Annotated in this window: 22 protein-coding genes and 1 tRNA gene; 1 reads left to right on the top strand and 22 read right to left on the bottom strand. The window is 67.8% G+C overall.

Annotation, left to right across the window (positions count from 1 at the left end):
* Window positions 1-8 precede the first annotated feature (8 nt).
* A tRNA-Ser gene (locus BLP95_RS16920) sits at window positions 9-105 on the bottom strand.
* 120 nt (window positions 106-225) lie between these two features.
* On the opposite strand from BLP95_RS16920, the gene BLP95_RS16915 reads away from it, so the two are divergent.
* Window positions 226-561, top strand: a complete 336-nt coding sequence (locus BLP95_RS16915) for a hypothetical protein (protein WP_176760299.1) — start codon at window positions 226-228, stop codon at window positions 559-561.
* Here BLP95_RS16915 and BLP95_RS13970 read toward each other — a convergent pair.
* The 21 genes from BLP95_RS13970 to BLP95_RS13880 all read right to left on the bottom strand — a co-directional run bounded on the left by BLP95_RS13970 (window position 536) and on the right by BLP95_RS13880 (window position 13354).
* The gene (locus tag BLP95_RS13970) at window positions 536-1633 is read right to left on the bottom strand and encodes a 3'-5' exonuclease (protein WP_089680402.1); all 1098 of its coding nucleotides are present in this window, start codon (window positions 1631-1633) and stop codon (window positions 536-538) included. The two genes, BLP95_RS16915 and BLP95_RS13970, sit on opposite strands and share 26 nt — an antisense overlap.
* 166 nt (window positions 1634-1799) lie before the next feature.
* A complete protein-coding gene (locus tag BLP95_RS16755; RefSeq protein WP_143004435.1) occupies window positions 1800-2738 on the bottom strand; it encodes a hypothetical protein in 939 nt (312 codons plus the stop codon).
* Window positions 2735-3466, bottom strand: coding sequence for a hypothetical protein (locus BLP95_RS13965; protein ID WP_089680399.1), 732 nt, complete (start codon window positions 3464-3466; stop codon window positions 2735-2737). Before BLP95_RS13965 ends, BLP95_RS16755 begins: the two co-directional genes overlap by 4 nt.
* A 1-nt stretch (window position 3467) precedes the next feature.
* Entirely contained in the window at window positions 3468-5474 is a 2007-nt protein-coding gene (locus BLP95_RS13960) for a hypothetical protein (RefSeq protein ID WP_089680397.1), read from the bottom strand.
* Window positions 5475-5483: 9 nt separating this feature from the next.
* Window positions 5484-5957, bottom strand: coding sequence for a hypothetical protein (locus BLP95_RS13955; protein WP_089680396.1), 474 nt, complete (start codon window positions 5955-5957; stop codon window positions 5484-5486).
* 100 nt (window positions 5958-6057) lie between these two features.
* Window positions 6058-6579, bottom strand: a complete 522-nt coding sequence (locus BLP95_RS13950) for a hypothetical protein (RefSeq protein ID WP_089680394.1) — start codon at window positions 6577-6579, stop codon at window positions 6058-6060.
* A gap of 74 nt (window positions 6580-6653) precedes the next feature.
* Complete coding sequence (locus BLP95_RS13945) at window positions 6654-6920, bottom strand: hypothetical protein (RefSeq protein WP_089680392.1); 267 nt, start codon at window positions 6918-6920, stop codon at window positions 6654-6656.
* A 2-nt stretch (window positions 6921-6922) separates the two neighbouring features.
* Window positions 6923-8683 (bottom strand): hypothetical protein, encoded by a 1761-nt coding sequence (locus tag BLP95_RS13940; RefSeq protein ID WP_089680390.1) that lies wholly within the window; start codon window positions 8681-8683, stop codon window positions 6923-6925.
* A gap of 18 nt (window positions 8684-8701) precedes the next feature.
* Window positions 8702-8920 carry a phage tail assembly protein T gene (locus tag BLP95_RS17265; RefSeq protein WP_425402566.1) on the bottom strand — a complete coding sequence of 73 codons (219 nt, stop codon included), beginning with the start codon at window positions 8918-8920 and terminating at the stop codon, window positions 8702-8704.
* Entirely contained in the window at window positions 8917-9354 is a 438-nt protein-coding gene (locus tag BLP95_RS13930; protein WP_089680386.1) for a phage tail assembly chaperone family protein, TAC, read from the bottom strand. Before BLP95_RS13930 ends, BLP95_RS17265 begins: the two co-directional genes overlap by 4 nt.
* Window positions 9355-9357: 3 nt before the next feature.
* A complete protein-coding gene (locus BLP95_RS13925) occupies window positions 9358-10074 on the bottom strand; it encodes a phage tail tube protein (protein WP_089680384.1) in 717 nt (238 codons plus the stop codon).
* A 69-nt stretch (window positions 10075-10143) separates the two neighbouring features.
* Entirely contained in the window at window positions 10144-10611 is a 468-nt protein-coding gene (locus tag BLP95_RS13920) for an HNH endonuclease (protein WP_143004434.1), read from the bottom strand.
* A 66-nt stretch (window positions 10612-10677) separates the two neighbouring features.
* Window positions 10678-11043 (bottom strand): tail completion protein gp17, encoded by a 366-nt coding sequence (gene gp17, locus BLP95_RS13915; protein ID WP_089680382.1) that lies wholly within the window; start codon window positions 11041-11043, stop codon window positions 10678-10680.
* A 3-nt stretch (window positions 11044-11046) separates the two neighbouring features.
* Window positions 11047-11559, bottom strand: coding sequence for an HK97-gp10 family putative phage morphogenesis protein (locus BLP95_RS13910; protein WP_089680379.1), 513 nt, complete (start codon window positions 11557-11559; stop codon window positions 11047-11049).
* On the bottom strand, window positions 11549-11785 hold the full coding sequence (locus BLP95_RS13905; RefSeq protein WP_143004433.1) for a hypothetical protein: 237 nt from the start codon (window positions 11783-11785) through the stop codon (window positions 11549-11551). Before BLP95_RS13905 ends, BLP95_RS13910 begins: the two co-directional genes overlap by 11 nt.
* Window positions 11775-12110 carry a phage head closure protein gene (locus BLP95_RS13900; protein WP_089680375.1) on the bottom strand — a complete coding sequence of 112 codons (336 nt, stop codon included), beginning with the start codon at window positions 12108-12110 and terminating at the stop codon, window positions 11775-11777. Before BLP95_RS13900 ends, BLP95_RS13905 begins: the two co-directional genes overlap by 11 nt.
* Complete coding sequence (locus tag BLP95_RS17215) at window positions 12110-12244, bottom strand: hypothetical protein (RefSeq protein ID WP_281187384.1); 135 nt, start codon at window positions 12242-12244, stop codon at window positions 12110-12112. Before BLP95_RS17215 ends, BLP95_RS13900 begins: the two co-directional genes overlap by 1 nt.
* Before the next feature lies 1 nt (window position 12245).
* Window positions 12246-12530 (bottom strand): hypothetical protein, encoded by a 285-nt coding sequence (locus BLP95_RS13895; protein ID WP_089680373.1) that lies wholly within the window; start codon window positions 12528-12530, stop codon window positions 12246-12248.
* 14 nt (window positions 12531-12544) lie between these two features.
* A complete protein-coding gene (locus BLP95_RS13890; protein WP_089680371.1) occupies window positions 12545-12724 on the bottom strand; it encodes a hypothetical protein in 180 nt (59 codons plus the stop codon).
* A complete protein-coding gene (locus BLP95_RS13885) occupies window positions 12724-12996 on the bottom strand; it encodes a hypothetical protein (protein WP_089680370.1) in 273 nt (90 codons plus the stop codon). Before BLP95_RS13885 ends, BLP95_RS13890 begins: the two co-directional genes overlap by 1 nt.
* A gap of 10 nt (window positions 12997-13006) precedes the next feature.
* Window positions 13007-13354, bottom strand: coding sequence for a head-tail connector protein (locus BLP95_RS13880; protein ID WP_089680368.1), 348 nt, complete (start codon window positions 13352-13354; stop codon window positions 13007-13009).
* Window positions 13355-13390 lie beyond the last annotated feature (36 nt).

Here is a 13390-nt window from a genome sequence, read left to right as displayed (position 1 = left end):
TGTCTTGTTGGTGGAGCCTAGCGGGATCGAACCGCTGACCTCAACACTGCCAGTGTTGCCTACAGCCTCGCCTAACCTACTGCCATCATTAGAGAATCACCTTCCCATTATGGTGATATATACAGCACATGCGACAACGGTGTTTCGCGGCGCGCCGGGGAGGTTTTACGGGATGCCAGCGGCCCACTGATTGCCACCCTACCCCACTGCCGGCATCGTGCCCCCATGGACGACGCGACCCTCTACCGGATCACCACCTGGCGCAAGCGCTTGGAGCGACGCGGCTGGACGAGCCTGCGGCGGGCGCGGCCGCCTCGGGGTCGGCTGATTGAGTATCATGTGATCTGGGAGGGACAGCTGGTCAGCGGGCGGGTGCGGTTGGCGGACCTGGACGACCAGGCCTACTGGCAGCCGGGTTCGCCGATCGCGCTGCTGGAGCGGGGGCTGGATGTGGTGGAGGGGGTCTGGCGGGTGGCGCGGGATCCCGGGGCGGTGTCCGGTCAGGTGCGTCGGCCGGTGCCGTGGGATGGCCCGCCTACAGCAGCCAGATCACCCCGATGACGATCACGAGCACGATCGCCCAGGTGGGCCAGCCCTCGCGTGGCGGCTCCTGGAAGACGGCGGCGGGGCGTTGGGTAGGGGTGGCCGGCTGGCGGTTGCGGTGGGGCGAGGCCTGGTGGCTGGGCCACTGGGCCATGGCCTGGATCACGCCGAGGGTGGTCTGGCAGTCGGTCATCGCCCGGTGCGGGGTGCCAGCGACGTGGGTGCCGGTCTGGCGGGCGGCGTTGCCGAGCTTCTGCCAGCGGCCGCCCGGTGAATACCACTCGGCGTAGGTACGCATCGCGCACTCGAACGTCACCCCGCGGGGCATCTCCACATCGTGCGCGGCGAGCGATTGGCGCAGCAGGCGCTCGTCGAACTCGGCGTTGTAGGTCACCACGCGGCGATCCTGGAGGATGGCGCGCAGGTGCATGGCCAGGTCGGCCACGGTGGGCGCGTCGCGCACATGCTCGCGGGTGATGCCGTGGATCTCCCGGGCCTTGGCGCCGACGGGGGCTGAGGGCCTGACCAGGGTGTTGAGCAGCTCGTTGCCCTGCATGTCGATAATCGCCAGCTCGAGCACCTGGGCGTTCTCGCTGAGGCCGGTGGTCTCGGTGTCGAGGATCACCGTCTCGGGATCGGCGAGCCACTCCTGGGCGCGTTGCTGCTCGGGGCTGGGTTCGTCCGATGCCAGCGGCGGCGCTGGAGTGTCCGGCGGGCTGCTGCGCACGCTCTGCAGCTGCACCAACTGATCCGCCTGGCGGCGGGTGGTCTCTAGGGTGAGGTGGGCGCCGTCCTTGAACACCATATCGACCAGGTAGCGGGTGGTGCCGTAGAACGAGCCGGCGATGCACAGCACCAGGGCGCTGATCAGGCCGAGCGGGCCCAGTAACAGGGTGGCGAGGGTGCCGAACAGCAGCAGGCCGACGAGGAACGAGAGGCAGCCGAAGCGGCGCTCCTTCTCCTGGCGGGTGGACACGCGGGTCACGGTGCCGGGTGGGTAGAGCGCCTCACGGCTGGCCTTGATGCGCACGCCGTGACTCCCGATCTTGATCGTGCCTCGGGTGCCGAACGAACCGCCGATGATGCGCATGCCGACTCCTGAATGATGGGCGTCCCTGCCCTACCGTCCCTGGTTCCCGTGACGCAAGGAGCAGGCGGTGCCGTGGCATCGCAGGGGAATGGCGTCACACTCTCAGCGTAGCACCGCGCCGGTCAGCAGCGCGACGAGATCGGCGCGCCGGCGTGTAGGAGATCGCCTACACCGTGTCGTCGCGGAACTCGCTCGGGCTGATCTGGCGGATTCGCCTGCCGGTGGCCGTCTCGTAGAGATAGCCATAGCCGGTGTCGGGGTCGATGTCACCGTCCAGCGCCTTGATGCTCTTCCAGGTGCTGTCGGTGTCCGCGCGAATCAGGATTGAGTTGCCGTACTGATCGCAGAGCGGGATTTCCTGGCGCGGCTTGCTGTAGCTGCCATCGTTCTCGGGGTCGTATTTCGAGCCGACGATGGAGCCGTTTTTGATGGCGAGGTTGACGCAGGAGTCGGAGGGCCAGGAGTCGGCTAACGGTGGTGGCTGGTCACATATGTCTGCGTTATTAGTGTTGCATTCTCTTTTATCTACTGAAATGACGGACGTGCAGTCTTCATCCGAGAGTGAATACGTATAGTTGCACCCCCCTCCACTACACCCACATATGGAAACGCAAAACCCGTAATCATTACACCATTTAGACGCCGCTTCAAACGCAGTTTGCCCTCTATATGCGACTTGATTGTTATAAATCCAGAAGTATCCCTCTTCATAGCCATCCGAGATCGGCGGCTCGGTCGGCGACTCCCACCCATCTGGCGGCACCCAGTCACTACCCTCAAAACATACTGGCTCGCCCGTCGCGCAGTCATGCAGCCCCGTCAGCGAGCCCTCGCCCATTTCATCGAGGTTGGCTGGGTCGTCAGGGTCGAGCCCGCCGCTGGCATCCTGCCCGCCACTATCGGGGTCTCTCGTCTCTGTGCCGGGGTTGGGGTTTTCGTTGACGCTCCCATCACAGCATATACGGTCGCGCTCACTCTCGGACGTACCGACGCCGCTGGCCCCGGGTTGGTCGCCGCGATTGCGCGTTGCCTTAATAGCGCCACGCAGGTCGGGATCTGATTTGGCGATGCGCTGGATGGCGCGACTGAGTCGGCTGCTGCTCATACCGGCACCCTGCGGACTGGGCGGACCCGTAGACTGGTGCTGCTCTTGTTGAAGGTGCTCTCGACACTGCCGGAGAATCTACGAGTCCAAGCGTTGACCGACGAGTTCTCCGTGCTCGACCAGCGATACGCCGACAGGTCGGTCGAGAACTCGGCATGCGACATGCCCACCAGCGCATCGACCAGCGCCAGCTCGTTACGCGCCGGCAGGTAGTAGTCGTTGTTGCCGTCCCCGTCCACGTAGTCCCGGCAGTGGTAGAAGGCGTCCGCGCTGCCGTCGTCGTGGTTGGTCAAAATCTCCGTCTGGTTGGCGAGGCCGTCATCCGGGTTGGTAGCCCCCGTCGACGTGCCGTAGTTGCCCCACTCAGGGCCGACAGCAGACTCTGCCGTCTGCGTGGCAAAGATGACGTGCCAGGTATTGGTGCCATCGGTATGTGTGCCTGCGTACACCCCACCGCCGATCTCGTCGCCGATCTGAACATTGGCCCACGGATCAGTGACACACACCTCAGCACTCAGCGCCCCCACCCCCTGGGCGTCATAGTCCTGCACGGCATAGCACCCATACTCCCCGCTGTTGTCCACCCACTCAGCCGTCTCCCCCTGGGCCACCGGGCCAACGGTCGCCACCGGGGCGGGGAGATTCTGCGGGTCAAGCGTCGGGGCGCGATAGATGCGCGTCCCGAGGTGGCCGCTGCTGTTATTGGTCCATGAAACACGACGCGCCATGTCAGGGCACCTCCACTTGGAATAGGTCTTTCGGGATGTCGACGTTGTAGGTGTGCGTCCGCGTGCCGATGATCTCGTCGACCTGGCCGCGGCCAATCGCGGGGGCGACGACATAGACGGTGCCGTCGGGCTCGATGCGGCTGACACCCTGCACCTGCTGCTCGTCAACCGGCAGCGGGCAGTCGGGGGTCATGGTGGGCTGGGCGAGTTCGCTGAGCTTGTAGGTGGCCGGCGGGGCCGGGAGCGACCAGTCCTCGGTGACGCTGATGGCCGAGTTAACCTGGCTGATCGCGAGGCTGAAATCCGTCCAGCGGTCGCCGCTGCTCTCGACGTGCTGGAAGGCGGTCACCTGGCCGGTCACGTCCATCTCGGGGGTGGTGACGCTCACGGTCTGGCCGATCTCCAGGGGCAGCCACTCCTGATGGCCGGGGCGGCCGGTCTTGGGCTTGTAGCGCAGGTTGACCTGGTTCTGCCGGTGGGCGCCGCGGATCTCCTTGGCGGCGATGCGCTGGAGCACCTGCAGCGCCAGGTTGACATCGGCGCGGCGGTCGTCGGGGTCGGCGGTGATGACGCAGCCGCGCTCCTCGAACACCGCGGGGTCGACGCGGGTCTCGGCGGATACCCGTAGCTCGCGCCCGTCGATCTCGCCGTACTGCGCGATGGACTGCGGCGCCTCGATGGTCAGCTCGTAGGTCTCGCGCTTTGGCTGGCTGATGTAGCGCTCAAGCGAGGCGTCCACGCCCATGGCCCGCAACTCGCGGACCACTGGGTTAACGGTCCAGGCGGTCTTGTTGGTGTCGGCGGCGCTGTACTTGTACCAGCCGTCCGCCGCGATGGGCTTGAACGCGACCTCCATCGGACGCCATCCGGACACGCTCTCGATGGCAGAGAGCAACGCGTCTTTCGTCGGGATGGTGTGACCCGGTGCCGGCAGCACGCCGATGGTGCCGCCTACGCCGCTCTCGGCGCGATCCATCTCCAGGTCAACGGTGTGAGTAAACGTATTCCGCTGATAATACCGGTACTCCAGCCGCGCGGTGATGCGGTTGACGATCTGGTCGCGCTTGCTGAATTGCAGGCTGTTGCTGAGGTAGTGGATCTGCCCGGCCTGCAGGCTGTGGGCCGGCGTGCCGGTGCCCCAGGGCGAGTAGCGCAGGGCGCCGCTGCCGGTGTAGTCCAGCGAGCCGGAGACGCCACGCATCAGCTCGCGCACCCACTCCTCTCCCGTGGCGTCCTCACGCTGCACGATGGGCGAGTAGAGCCCGCCCGTCAGCGTTTGCAGGCGCGATTGCGGCTCGCGGCCCAGGCGCTCGGATCGCAGGTCGCTACAGCGCAGGCGGATGTTGCGGGGCTGGTCGAGCTGGTAGACGGGCTCGTCTACCACGCCGCTGAACAGCGCCACCACCTGGCCGCCCTGCTCGCGGGTGATCTCGATCACCCGGCCCTGGAAGCTGGGCACGTCGATCACGCCCTGGGGCGGCAGGTAGCTGAGCTCGGCCGTGCGGTTGTCGCCCTCGCCGGCGTTGATCGTCACGCGGCTGTGCAGGCAGCGCCCGGTGATGTCCTGGCCATCCAGGTAGATGCGCAGCGGCTGGGTGGCGCCGGGGCCGCGCACCGCCTGGCGGAAGCGGATCAGCGTGCGCGCCGGGATCACCTCCTCCACCTGCTGGCGGAAGGTGATCAGGGTGCGTGCGGGGATCACCGTCAGCTCGCGCACGCGCTGCTCGAAGGTGATCAGCGTGCGGGCCGGGATCAGCTCGGCGTCGTCATCCACCACCTGCTGGAACGTGATCAGCTCCCGGGCGGGGATGATCTCGGCGCTGTCGTCCACCACCTGGGTGAAGCCGATCAGCTCGCGCGCGGGCACCAGGGTCGCGCTGTCGTCGACCACCTGGTTGAAGGTGATCAGGGTGCGCGCGGGGATCACCTCCTCGACCTGCTGCTCGAAGGTGATCAGCGGCTCCTGCAGCGTCTGGACTTGGAGCCCGGTGGGCTGTGCCAGTGCCATGGGCGCCCCTTATGCGGTGGAAGCGGTGCGGCTGATGACCTCGACCATGGCCGAGGAGAGCTCGGTGCTGGTGCCCTCCTGGCCCACAGCGTTCTCGATGCGGATGTGCACCTCCTGCGCCGCGCTCACCCCGGAGAGCAGGCGGATCACACCGATGGAGGCGTCGTCCTCGCCGAGGTCCAGCGAGGCGCCAGCGGTGGCGGTATCCAGCCCCGCCGCCGTCTTGGCCAGGGTGATCTCGCTGGCCTCGTGGCCGCTGCCGGGGCTGGCATCCACGATGGAGAGCGCCAGGTAGTTGGTGCCCGGCGCGGTGCTCTCCACCAGCTCGAGCACCTGGTTGTCGCCCGGGTCGCCCGCCACGTTGCCGAAGTAGAGAACGAAGTCCTGCGGGTTATCGGAGAAATCGGTCTTGTGCACCGTGGTCAGGGTGCCGTTGAACTCGGTGGTCAGCGCGGCGTCGGTGTACAGCTTCCAGTCAGACATGGGCGCGAGGCCTCCAGGCAGCAAAAAGCCCGCACAATGGCGGGCCCAGAATGACGAGGCCCCGCACGCTGGCGGGGCCTGGGGTGTCTTGCGGTTGGGGTCAGCGGCTGTCGGCGCCGTAGCTGGTCAGCTTGCCCCCGCACATGGTGATGCGGGTGTGCCAGCCGCGCTCACGGTCGCGGTACCACAGGTTGTCGCAGCGCCGGCCGGAGTTGACGTAGGTGTTCACGTCATCCGGCGGGCCCATGATGTGGTCCACGTCCTTACGGCTCATGCCCACCAGCAGGTTGCCGCGGTTGCGGGCGCGCACCAGCTGGTTGCGGGTGAGCCCGGCGGAGTCCGCCCGCTCGCGCACCGAGCGCGGCCCCTCCAGGGCCTGTCCGCTGCGAGTCGCCTCGCCGGCGCTGCGGTAGCGGCGCGATTCCTGGCTGCCCCCGGAGTTGAATTGCAGCGGCGGCAGCGACTGCTGCGCGGGGCCATCGTAGGTGGAGACGTTGCCCCCGCTGATCGCCTGGCCGCCGCCGCCCGGGCAGCTCTGCCGATAGGAACCGTCCGGGCATTTGACCTGGGCGCCCGCCGCCAGGGGCAGCGCCAGCAAGAGTGATAACGCGATGATCCGCATCCTGACCTCCTTGTTCGTGTGAAACGCGGTGTGGCTGGTCAGGATAGCCCAGGTTTCCTAAGCGAGCTAAGAGGCTACCACTTGCCCTTGGGGCAGGTGGCATAGACGCGGGTGGCCAGCGGGCAGCCGCAGGCGCCACAGCGGGGGATCTCCTTGCCCTGGATCTCGCCGCCGCAGCCGGGCTTGCGGCAGGCCAGGTCGGCATCGGTCTTGGCGGCCTTGATCAGCCGCGGCGTGCGGCAGGTGCCGCAGGCGCCGGCCACGGTCAGCACCGCGTGCGGGCACTCGGCGCAGATCGCCAGGCGGCGGGCGTGCTCGGTCTTGTCGCGTGTCCAGCCCATGGTCACCTCGAGGGGCTGCCGGCCGCGGCGCCGGAGAGCACGTCGGCGAGCCAGGATTCGGCGGCATCAGGATTGGCTAACACGTCCAGACGCTCGCCCTTGTCGTTCACAAGGTGCAGTGTGCCGAGGTCGCGGCCACCGGTGGGGGCGGCCGTCTCGCCACCCACCTGCCCCGCGGCCTCGCTTACCTTGGCCACGCCATCGCTCCAGCGGATCGGGGCGCTACCCTGGTCACCGGTGGGCAGCACGCCATCCACCACCTCGCCGGCGGCCTGGGGCACCACGCTGGCCCAGGCGGCCTTGGCTGCCTCGCTGGCACCGTCGATGAAGGCCTGGGCGGCGGCCTCGAGCCCGGCGGCGAGGTTCTGGTCGGTCTTGAAGGCGTCGACCTGACGCTTGAGCTCGGCATCCAGCTGCCGCTGCAGGGTGGGCAGGGTGTTGCCCCAGGCGTCGCGGATCTGGCCCTCGGCGTCGATGGTCGCCCCGGGGCCGGCGGCCTCGAGGATGCGATCCACCTCTTCCGACTGGCTGGGCGAGAACCCCTCCAACGCCTCGGCGGCGGCATCGGCGGCGGCCCCCACGCGGGCGAAGCCCTTGTCGGCCAGCTCCAGCCCCTCGCCCAGGAATACCTCCATGATCGAGCGACCATCGCCGGGGTCGGCGCCGCCCTCGATGTCGAACGTGTAGCGGGCGGCGTTCTGCTCGATTTGCTGGTTAATCCGCGCCAGCTCGGCGCGCAGCTCGTCCTCGCTGTAGTAGGTCACCAGCCCATCCGGGCCGAAGAAGCGCAGCCGTTCTCCGGGGTCATCCAGCGCGCTGAGAATGCGCCGCTTCTGCTCCTCCAGCTCGAGCCCGCCGATACCCGCGGCGATCACGCCCAACTCACGCCCCAGCGCCTGGGCGGCACCCACCGTTTCGCGGATTGCCGAGGCGGCCCAGCCCATGGCGGTGACGATCGCCTCGCCGAGGGCGCGGGCGCTCTCCAACGTCTGCGGGTCTTTCAGCAGCTCGCTGAACTCCTCGATAGCCGGCAAGGCCTCGAGCACCATCTCGTTCTTCATGCCGGTGGCGGCGCCGGTGAGCTCGTCCATGCTGGTCTTGATGGCCTCGAGCTGGTCCATCTCCAGCTCGCTGAACACGTTGCCGGTGCGCTCGGCCTCGTCGCCCAGGCGGCGCATCTCCTCGCCGTTGTTGGCCAGCAGCGGGATCAGCGCGGTGGCGTCACTGGCGATGGCCTCCATGTAGAAGGTCATGTCCTTCTGGCTGAGGCCGGCCGCCTCCAGGCTGCTGACGTAGAGCTGCAGCGCCTCGGGGCCGGAGAGCCGGGCGAACTCGTCGGCGGTGACGCCGACCTGCGGGGCGATGTTCTCGAAGAAGTCGGCCATCGGCCCGCCGCCGGTGGCGATGAAGTCGCCCACGCGGTCGTTGGTGTCCTTGAGGATGTCGGCGAGCTTGTCCTGCTCGATGCCGAAGCGTCCGGCACCGTAGGCCATCTTCTGGAACTGCTGGGTGCTGGTGTCGCTCAGGCGCGCCAGGTTCTGCAGCTCGCGGGCCTGGTTGGCGGTTTGCACCACCGCGCCGGCCAGGGCCCCGCCGGCGGCCACGCCCAGGGCGGCAAAGGCGGTGCCCACGCGTTTGAGGTCGCGCTCCACGCCCTTGCGCCACTTGGCGGCGCTGCGCTGGCTCTTGTTCATGCCGGCCACGAATGAGCCCGTCTTGGCGACGAGATCGAGCGTCAGCTGGCCGAGGCTATTGGTGGCCATGGGGTCTCCTGTGGAGGATCAGTGCCAGGTCTTCATCGCCTCTTCCATCGAGATGGGAGGCTCTTCCTCGAAGGGCAGCAGATCCCAGAGCGTGGTCGGCTGGGCGCCCTTCTTCTTGTGGGCGTTGATGTAGAGCATGGCGAGCAGGCCGGTGGCACGGTCACCACGCAGACCGGGGTGCAGGGTGCCGCGCTTGCGGCGATACGCCGCCCAGCGGTGATACTCGGCGTAGCTCAGGCGCGCTTGCGCTTCCGCGATAGTGCGCCCGCCGATGCCGTTGAGGACGAGCTCGTGCCAGAGCTCTTCCCCTTCGCTGAGCGGCTCCGCTTCTTTCCCAGGCCATTCACCTCGCCGATCACCGCCAGCAGGGCGAGCGTCAGGTTACGGTGCAGAGCGCCGCGCTCCGGGTCGGCCTCGCCGGTGATGTCCTGCGGCGTGAACACGGCCTTGCCCTGGGCATCGCAGATGCTGGCCGCGATACGCCCGGCGATGCTGTCCACCTGGCCGCTGGCGGCCTGGGCGTCGTACAGCGCCGCCTGGTAGCTGAGCCGGCGCACGTGCACGGTGGCGGTGTACTCCTCGTCGTCGACCCGCCAGCGCACCTCCCTCTTGACCGGGGCGCCGGTGAAGGCGCCCTGGGTGCGGAGGGTGTCGAGCGATAGATCGGCCATGGGTTACGCCTTCTTCTTCCAATTAAGGCCGCCGGAGCGCTGCACGCGCACATCGGTGTTGACGATGCTGTCGGTGGCGAAGTTGAACGGGAAATCTGCGACATAGCCCTCGAACAGCAGCCAGGTGCGGGAGTCCGGCAGCACGAACACGGTATCGCCCAGGGTGGCGGTGGCCGTGCCGCCGGTACCGGAGCCGGAGTCGCTGATGGTGACGGTGGGCGCGGTGTCGTAGCCGGAGCCGGGCTCGGTCACGGTGATGCTGACGATCTCACCACCGCTGACCACGGCGGTGGCCGCGGCCGGGGTGCCGGCGGGGTCGTCAGGCGCTGAGAAGGTCACGGTGACCTCGGTGTAGCCGGAGCCGCCGGAATCGACGCTGACCTCGCCCACGCTGCCCCCGGTGCGCGGGGCCTCGGTGCCGTTGCTCCAGCCCACCGCCCACCACACGTTGGGCGACTGCGGCATCTCGCTGAGCTCGAACACGCGGTAGTGCCCGCTGGTCACCTCGTCGGTGTTGATGGTCATGCTGGCAGCGCCCGGCACGCGCAGGCCGGCGCGCGATTTCTCATACACCAGGTCTTCCAGGGTGGTTTCCGGGATCTGGTTGGCCGGGGCGCCGCCGGGGTTGAAGTCGGTCACGCCCTTGAGCTGGGTGACGACAGGCGACCCATCGTTCGGGTCCAGGAAGAAGATGTGGGTACCTTGAGCGAGCTTACTCATGGGGTGTGGCTCCTACTTGCGGGCAATAAAAAACCGCCCGGAGGCGGTCATTGGAGGGTGTTTCTGGCGCTAACTTAGTCGCGCGTAATCCTTGTGAAACTCTTTGGCAGCGCGGCAATAAGCTCCATGAGCTTCAGCGGGAGTTTCAAACGTACCAAGCCGATGGACTTTGCCGTTCACTGTGATCTTGGCACGCCACTTGTTTCTGTCCGGGTAGACGCCTTTAAATCCACTCCCGTTATTTCTGTGAGTCTTTCTGTTCTTCATGTTGTCAGCATGGCTGCATATCCGAAGATTCTCTCTTCGGTTATCAAGCTTGTCGCCATTGATATGATCGACCTGTTCGGAAGGACCCGCACCAGCCACAACGCGGTGAAAGAACTCCTTGTTTTCATCACGACGAGCGCCTCGCACCCTTCTCACCAGGTATCCATATTGGCTGACATACCAGCCGTCGCCCATCAACAAAGAGCGATCCTTTTCACTGGCGAGAACTTCGCACCCGTGAAACGTTCGACGTACAATCCCATGAGCCATTATCGTTACCTCGCAACGATTTTGGTTAGATGCCGGCCAGTGTTAGAGCACTGGCCGGCATTGTCATTACCTTAGCACGTGCCAGCTCACGTCGAAGCTGTACCGGCGCAGGCCGGTGTCGGGGTCAGTGGTCTGGTCGCCCCAGCGCACGATGTAGGCGTGGGGCTCGATGGCATCGCGCAGCGCCTCGGCCAAGGCCAGCACCTCGGCGCCGGTGCGGGCGTAGGCGTCCACCTGAACCGTGAAGCGGTCCACGTCCGGCGCATCGCCCAGGTGGTTCTCGGGGGCGCCGGTGATCACCTGCCACACGGCGTAGGGCGTGGCGCCCTCCTGCGGCGCCTCGGCCCAGGCATACAGCCGGGTGGGCAGGGTGCCGAGCTGGGCCTGCACCGCGGGGTCGGCGGCGCAGATCGGGAAGATGGGCGGATGCATCGGCTACCTCTTGGCCTTGGCGCGGTTGGCGCGGCGAATGGCTCGGGTCACGGCCTTCTCGAAGTGGGTCACGAACTCGCCGGTAGCGGCGCCGGTGTTGCTCTCCAGGGCCGGGCGCATGAATGGCTGGGCGGCCATCTTCGAGGTGCCGAACTCCAGGAAGCGCCAGTAGAAGGTGTCGCCCCCGGGGTTGCCCTTGCCGGCCCCGCGCAGCTCACCCACCGCGGCGGCGAAGCCCTTGGCACCGCCGGCCACGCCGACGCGCATCTTGATCTCGCCCTCCTGGCGATAGCGCTTCTTGTCGAGCCCGACGCGGATATTCGCCGCGATGTTCTCGCTGGTCTTGGGATCATCCAGCCGTTCGGCGTTGGCCTTGGCGGCATCGCGCACCAGGTTGGCGGCCTTGCGCAGCGCGAAGCGGGTGGCCTTCTGGCGCGGCAGCTGCTCCAGCGCCTTGAGCTTGCCCAGCACCTCCTCTAGGCCCTGGATCTCGCCGCCGAGGGTGTCAGTCGCCATCGTCCACCTGGATCTTGACGCCTTGCCCGCCCTGGGCGTGGAACCTGACCGTCACCTCGGTGCACTCGCTCGGCAGTTGCCGCACCGTTACCTCGGCCTGGCCGGCGAGCATCTCGCCGGTCTCGGCGTCGTGCAGGGCGACCTGCCCCCAGTTGTCGCGGCGCAGCACCAGCGGGCGTGTCTTGGGTGACTCCGGTGGGAATGGCCGTTGGTTGTCAGCTGCCATCGTTCACGCCCTCCGATACGGGCAGGGTGATGTAGTGGCGGCCGCTCTTGGGGTCCGGCAGCACGCCCTGGATGTCATACGGTTTGCCGCGGTGCACCGCACGCATGCCGGCGGTGATGCCCTCGCGGTGGCGGAGCACGATGCGCGCGGTGACCTCGCTCTGCCCGGCCTGAGCGGCAATGAACTCCCGGGCGCTGAGCGGCTCGACGCTGGCCCACACGGTGGCCACCAGCTCCCAGCCGTCGACCATCTCGCCGGTGTTGGGATCCTGGGTGCGGCCGGGGCGCTCCAGGCGCACGCGGTGGCGCAGCTTGCCGATCTGCATCAGACCTCCTCAACCTGGAGGTTGGTGGGCTGGGCCAGCACCGCCGGCGGGCTGCCGCCCTTGCGCGGCAGCTGGTTGGGCCGCCGCGTGGGGCGCGTGGCCACCTTGCGGGTCGGTTTACGGGTCACGGCCATGTCAGGTCTCCGTGAACACGCCGAAGGCCTCGCCGGTGTAGGCCTGGCGGCTCACCCGGTAGGTGCCGGGGCCGGCGAGCACGGTGGCGCGCTGCTGCTGGCCGAGGCGGGCGACGATGTTGTCGGCTCCGGGGGTGTCCTGGGCCACGGTGAAGCCGGCGCCAGCCGGCACCGGGGCGGCGGCAGCGGAGAAGATGCCAACGGTCACGCTTTCGCCGGCGGCGACCACGATGTCGGTGGAGGTGGCCGCGGTGGTGCCGGCGGCCAGTACGGTGGCTTGTGCCATGGGTCAGTCTCCGGTCAGGTATCCATCGGGGTGCCGTCGAGGAAGGTGCGCGGCGCAGGCGCGTCGTCCTCCTCCTCGGCCTGCTGGGCGATGACGAGATCCACCACGGCGCGATTGCTCTCGGCGAGCTCGCGCATGGCGGCGGTCTGGTCGTGCAGCGCGGCGATCAGGCGCTCGAGCGGGTCGGCCTCCATCACTCCACCCTGCCGTGGCGCTTCAGGCGCTCGTACTCGCCGGCGGTCATGCGCATGGTCTGGCCCTTCTCCTTGCAGATGCCGCCGCGGCAGTGCCGGGCGCGCAGCTTGGCCTCGACCATCCGGCCCTTGATGGCCGGGTTGGTGCGGGGCTTGGGGGTGGCCTTGTCGGCCTTGGGTGCGGCGGAGGCGGTCTCGGCCTGGCCAGCAGTGGCGGTCTCGGCCGGGGCGGCCGCCTCGCGCTTATCGGTCTCGGGGGCTTGCTTGGCCATGGCGGCCTCCTCAGTAGATCTGGTAGTGGCGATAGGGGGCGATCAGCGCCTCCACCGCCAGGGGCAATTCGCTGGTGATGGTGCCGATCACCACAGCCTCGCGGTTCTCGAACCAGTGGCCGATGAGCAGCAGCATCGCGGTGGTCAGGTCGTCATCCAGCACCAGGGCGTGCTCGTCGGTGGGCTCGCCGGTCTCCGCGTCCACCGGGATCTCGCCCTCGGTGGCGTAGAGCGTGCGGCCCGTCTGGTTCTCCACCAGCCGCTGGGCGGCGGTGGCGTAGGTCTCGAGCAGCGCGTCCTCGTCGGTGTCGTCCGGCTCCAGGCGGCACTGCTGCCTGATGATCTCGAGCTCGAGCATGGTGCTGCCTCAGTGAGGCCGGCCCCACCCGAGGGC

Origin of the sequence: Halomonas shengliensis, from assembly GCF_900104135.1 — a bacterium.
Classification (GTDB): Bacteria; Pseudomonadota; Gammaproteobacteria; order Pseudomonadales; family Halomonadaceae; genus Halomonas; species Halomonas shengliensis.
This window is presented reverse-complemented; position numbering and strand designations above follow the sequence as displayed.

What these genes read in the sequence shown, in the direction of transcription:
- BLP95_RS16915 (WP_176760299.1), top strand. Translation starts at nt 226, where the DNA reads ATGGACGACGCGACCCTCTACCGGATCACCACCTGGCGCAAGCGCTTG.
- BLP95_RS13970 (WP_089680402.1), bottom strand. Translation starts at nt 1,633, where the DNA reads ATGCGCATCATCGGCGGTTCGTTCGGCACCCGAGGCACGATCAAGATC.
- BLP95_RS16755 (WP_143004435.1), bottom strand. Translation starts at nt 2,738, where the DNA reads ATGAGCAGCAGCCGACTCAGTCGCGCCATCCAGCGCATCGCCAAATCA.
- BLP95_RS13965 (WP_089680399.1), bottom strand. Translation starts at nt 3,466, where the DNA reads ATGGCGCGTCGTGTTTCATGGACCAATAACAGCAGCGGCCACCTCGGG.
- BLP95_RS13960 (WP_089680397.1), bottom strand. Translation starts at nt 5,474, where the DNA reads ATGGCACTGGCACAGCCCACCGGGCTCCAAGTCCAGACGCTGCAGGAG.
- BLP95_RS13955 (WP_089680396.1), bottom strand. Translation starts at nt 5,957, where the DNA reads ATGTCTGACTGGAAGCTGTACACCGACGCCGCGCTGACCACCGAGTTC.
- BLP95_RS13950 (WP_089680394.1), bottom strand. Translation starts at nt 6,579, where the DNA reads ATGCGGATCATCGCGTTATCACTCTTGCTGGCGCTGCCCCTGGCGGCG.
- BLP95_RS13945 (WP_089680392.1), bottom strand. Translation starts at nt 6,920, where the DNA reads ATGGGCTGGACACGCGACAAGACCGAGCACGCCCGCCGCCTGGCGATC.
- BLP95_RS13940 (WP_089680390.1), bottom strand. Translation starts at nt 8,683, where the DNA reads ATGGCCACCAATAGCCTCGGCCAGCTGACGCTCGATCTCGTCGCCAAG.
- BLP95_RS13930 (WP_089680386.1), bottom strand. Translation starts at nt 9,354, where the DNA reads ATGGCCGATCTATCGCTCGACACCCTCCGCACCCAGGGCGCCTTCACC.
- BLP95_RS13925 (WP_089680384.1), bottom strand. Translation starts at nt 10,074, where the DNA reads ATGAGTAAGCTCGCTCAAGGTACCCACATCTTCTTCCTGGACCCGAAC.
- BLP95_RS13920 (WP_143004434.1), bottom strand. Translation starts at nt 10,611, where the DNA reads ATGGCTCATGGGATTGTACGTCGAACGTTTCACGGGTGCGAAGTTCTC.
- gp17 (WP_089680382.1), bottom strand. Translation starts at nt 11,043, where the DNA reads ATGCATCCGCCCATCTTCCCGATCTGCGCCGCCGACCCCGCGGTGCAG.
- BLP95_RS13910 (WP_089680379.1), bottom strand. Translation starts at nt 11,559, where the DNA reads ATGGCGACTGACACCCTCGGCGGCGAGATCCAGGGCCTAGAGGAGGTG.
- BLP95_RS13905 (WP_143004433.1), bottom strand. Translation starts at nt 11,785, where the DNA reads ATGGCAGCTGACAACCAACGGCCATTCCCACCGGAGTCACCCAAGACA.
- BLP95_RS13900 (WP_089680375.1), bottom strand. Translation starts at nt 12,110, where the DNA reads ATGCAGATCGGCAAGCTGCGCCACCGCGTGCGCCTGGAGCGCCCCGGC.
- BLP95_RS17215 (WP_281187384.1), bottom strand. Translation starts at nt 12,244, where the DNA reads ATGGCCGTGACCCGTAAACCGACCCGCAAGGTGGCCACGCGCCCCACG.
- BLP95_RS13895 (WP_089680373.1), bottom strand. Translation starts at nt 12,530, where the DNA reads ATGGCACAAGCCACCGTACTGGCCGCCGGCACCACCGCGGCCACCTCC.
- BLP95_RS13890 (WP_089680371.1), bottom strand. Translation starts at nt 12,724, where the DNA reads ATGGAGGCCGACCCGCTCGAGCGCCTGATCGCCGCGCTGCACGACCAG.
- BLP95_RS13885 (WP_089680370.1), bottom strand. Translation starts at nt 12,996, where the DNA reads ATGGCCAAGCAAGCCCCCGAGACCGATAAGCGCGAGGCGGCCGCCCCG.
- BLP95_RS13880 (WP_089680368.1), bottom strand. Translation starts at nt 13,354, where the DNA reads ATGCTCGAGCTCGAGATCATCAGGCAGCAGTGCCGCCTGGAGCCGGAC.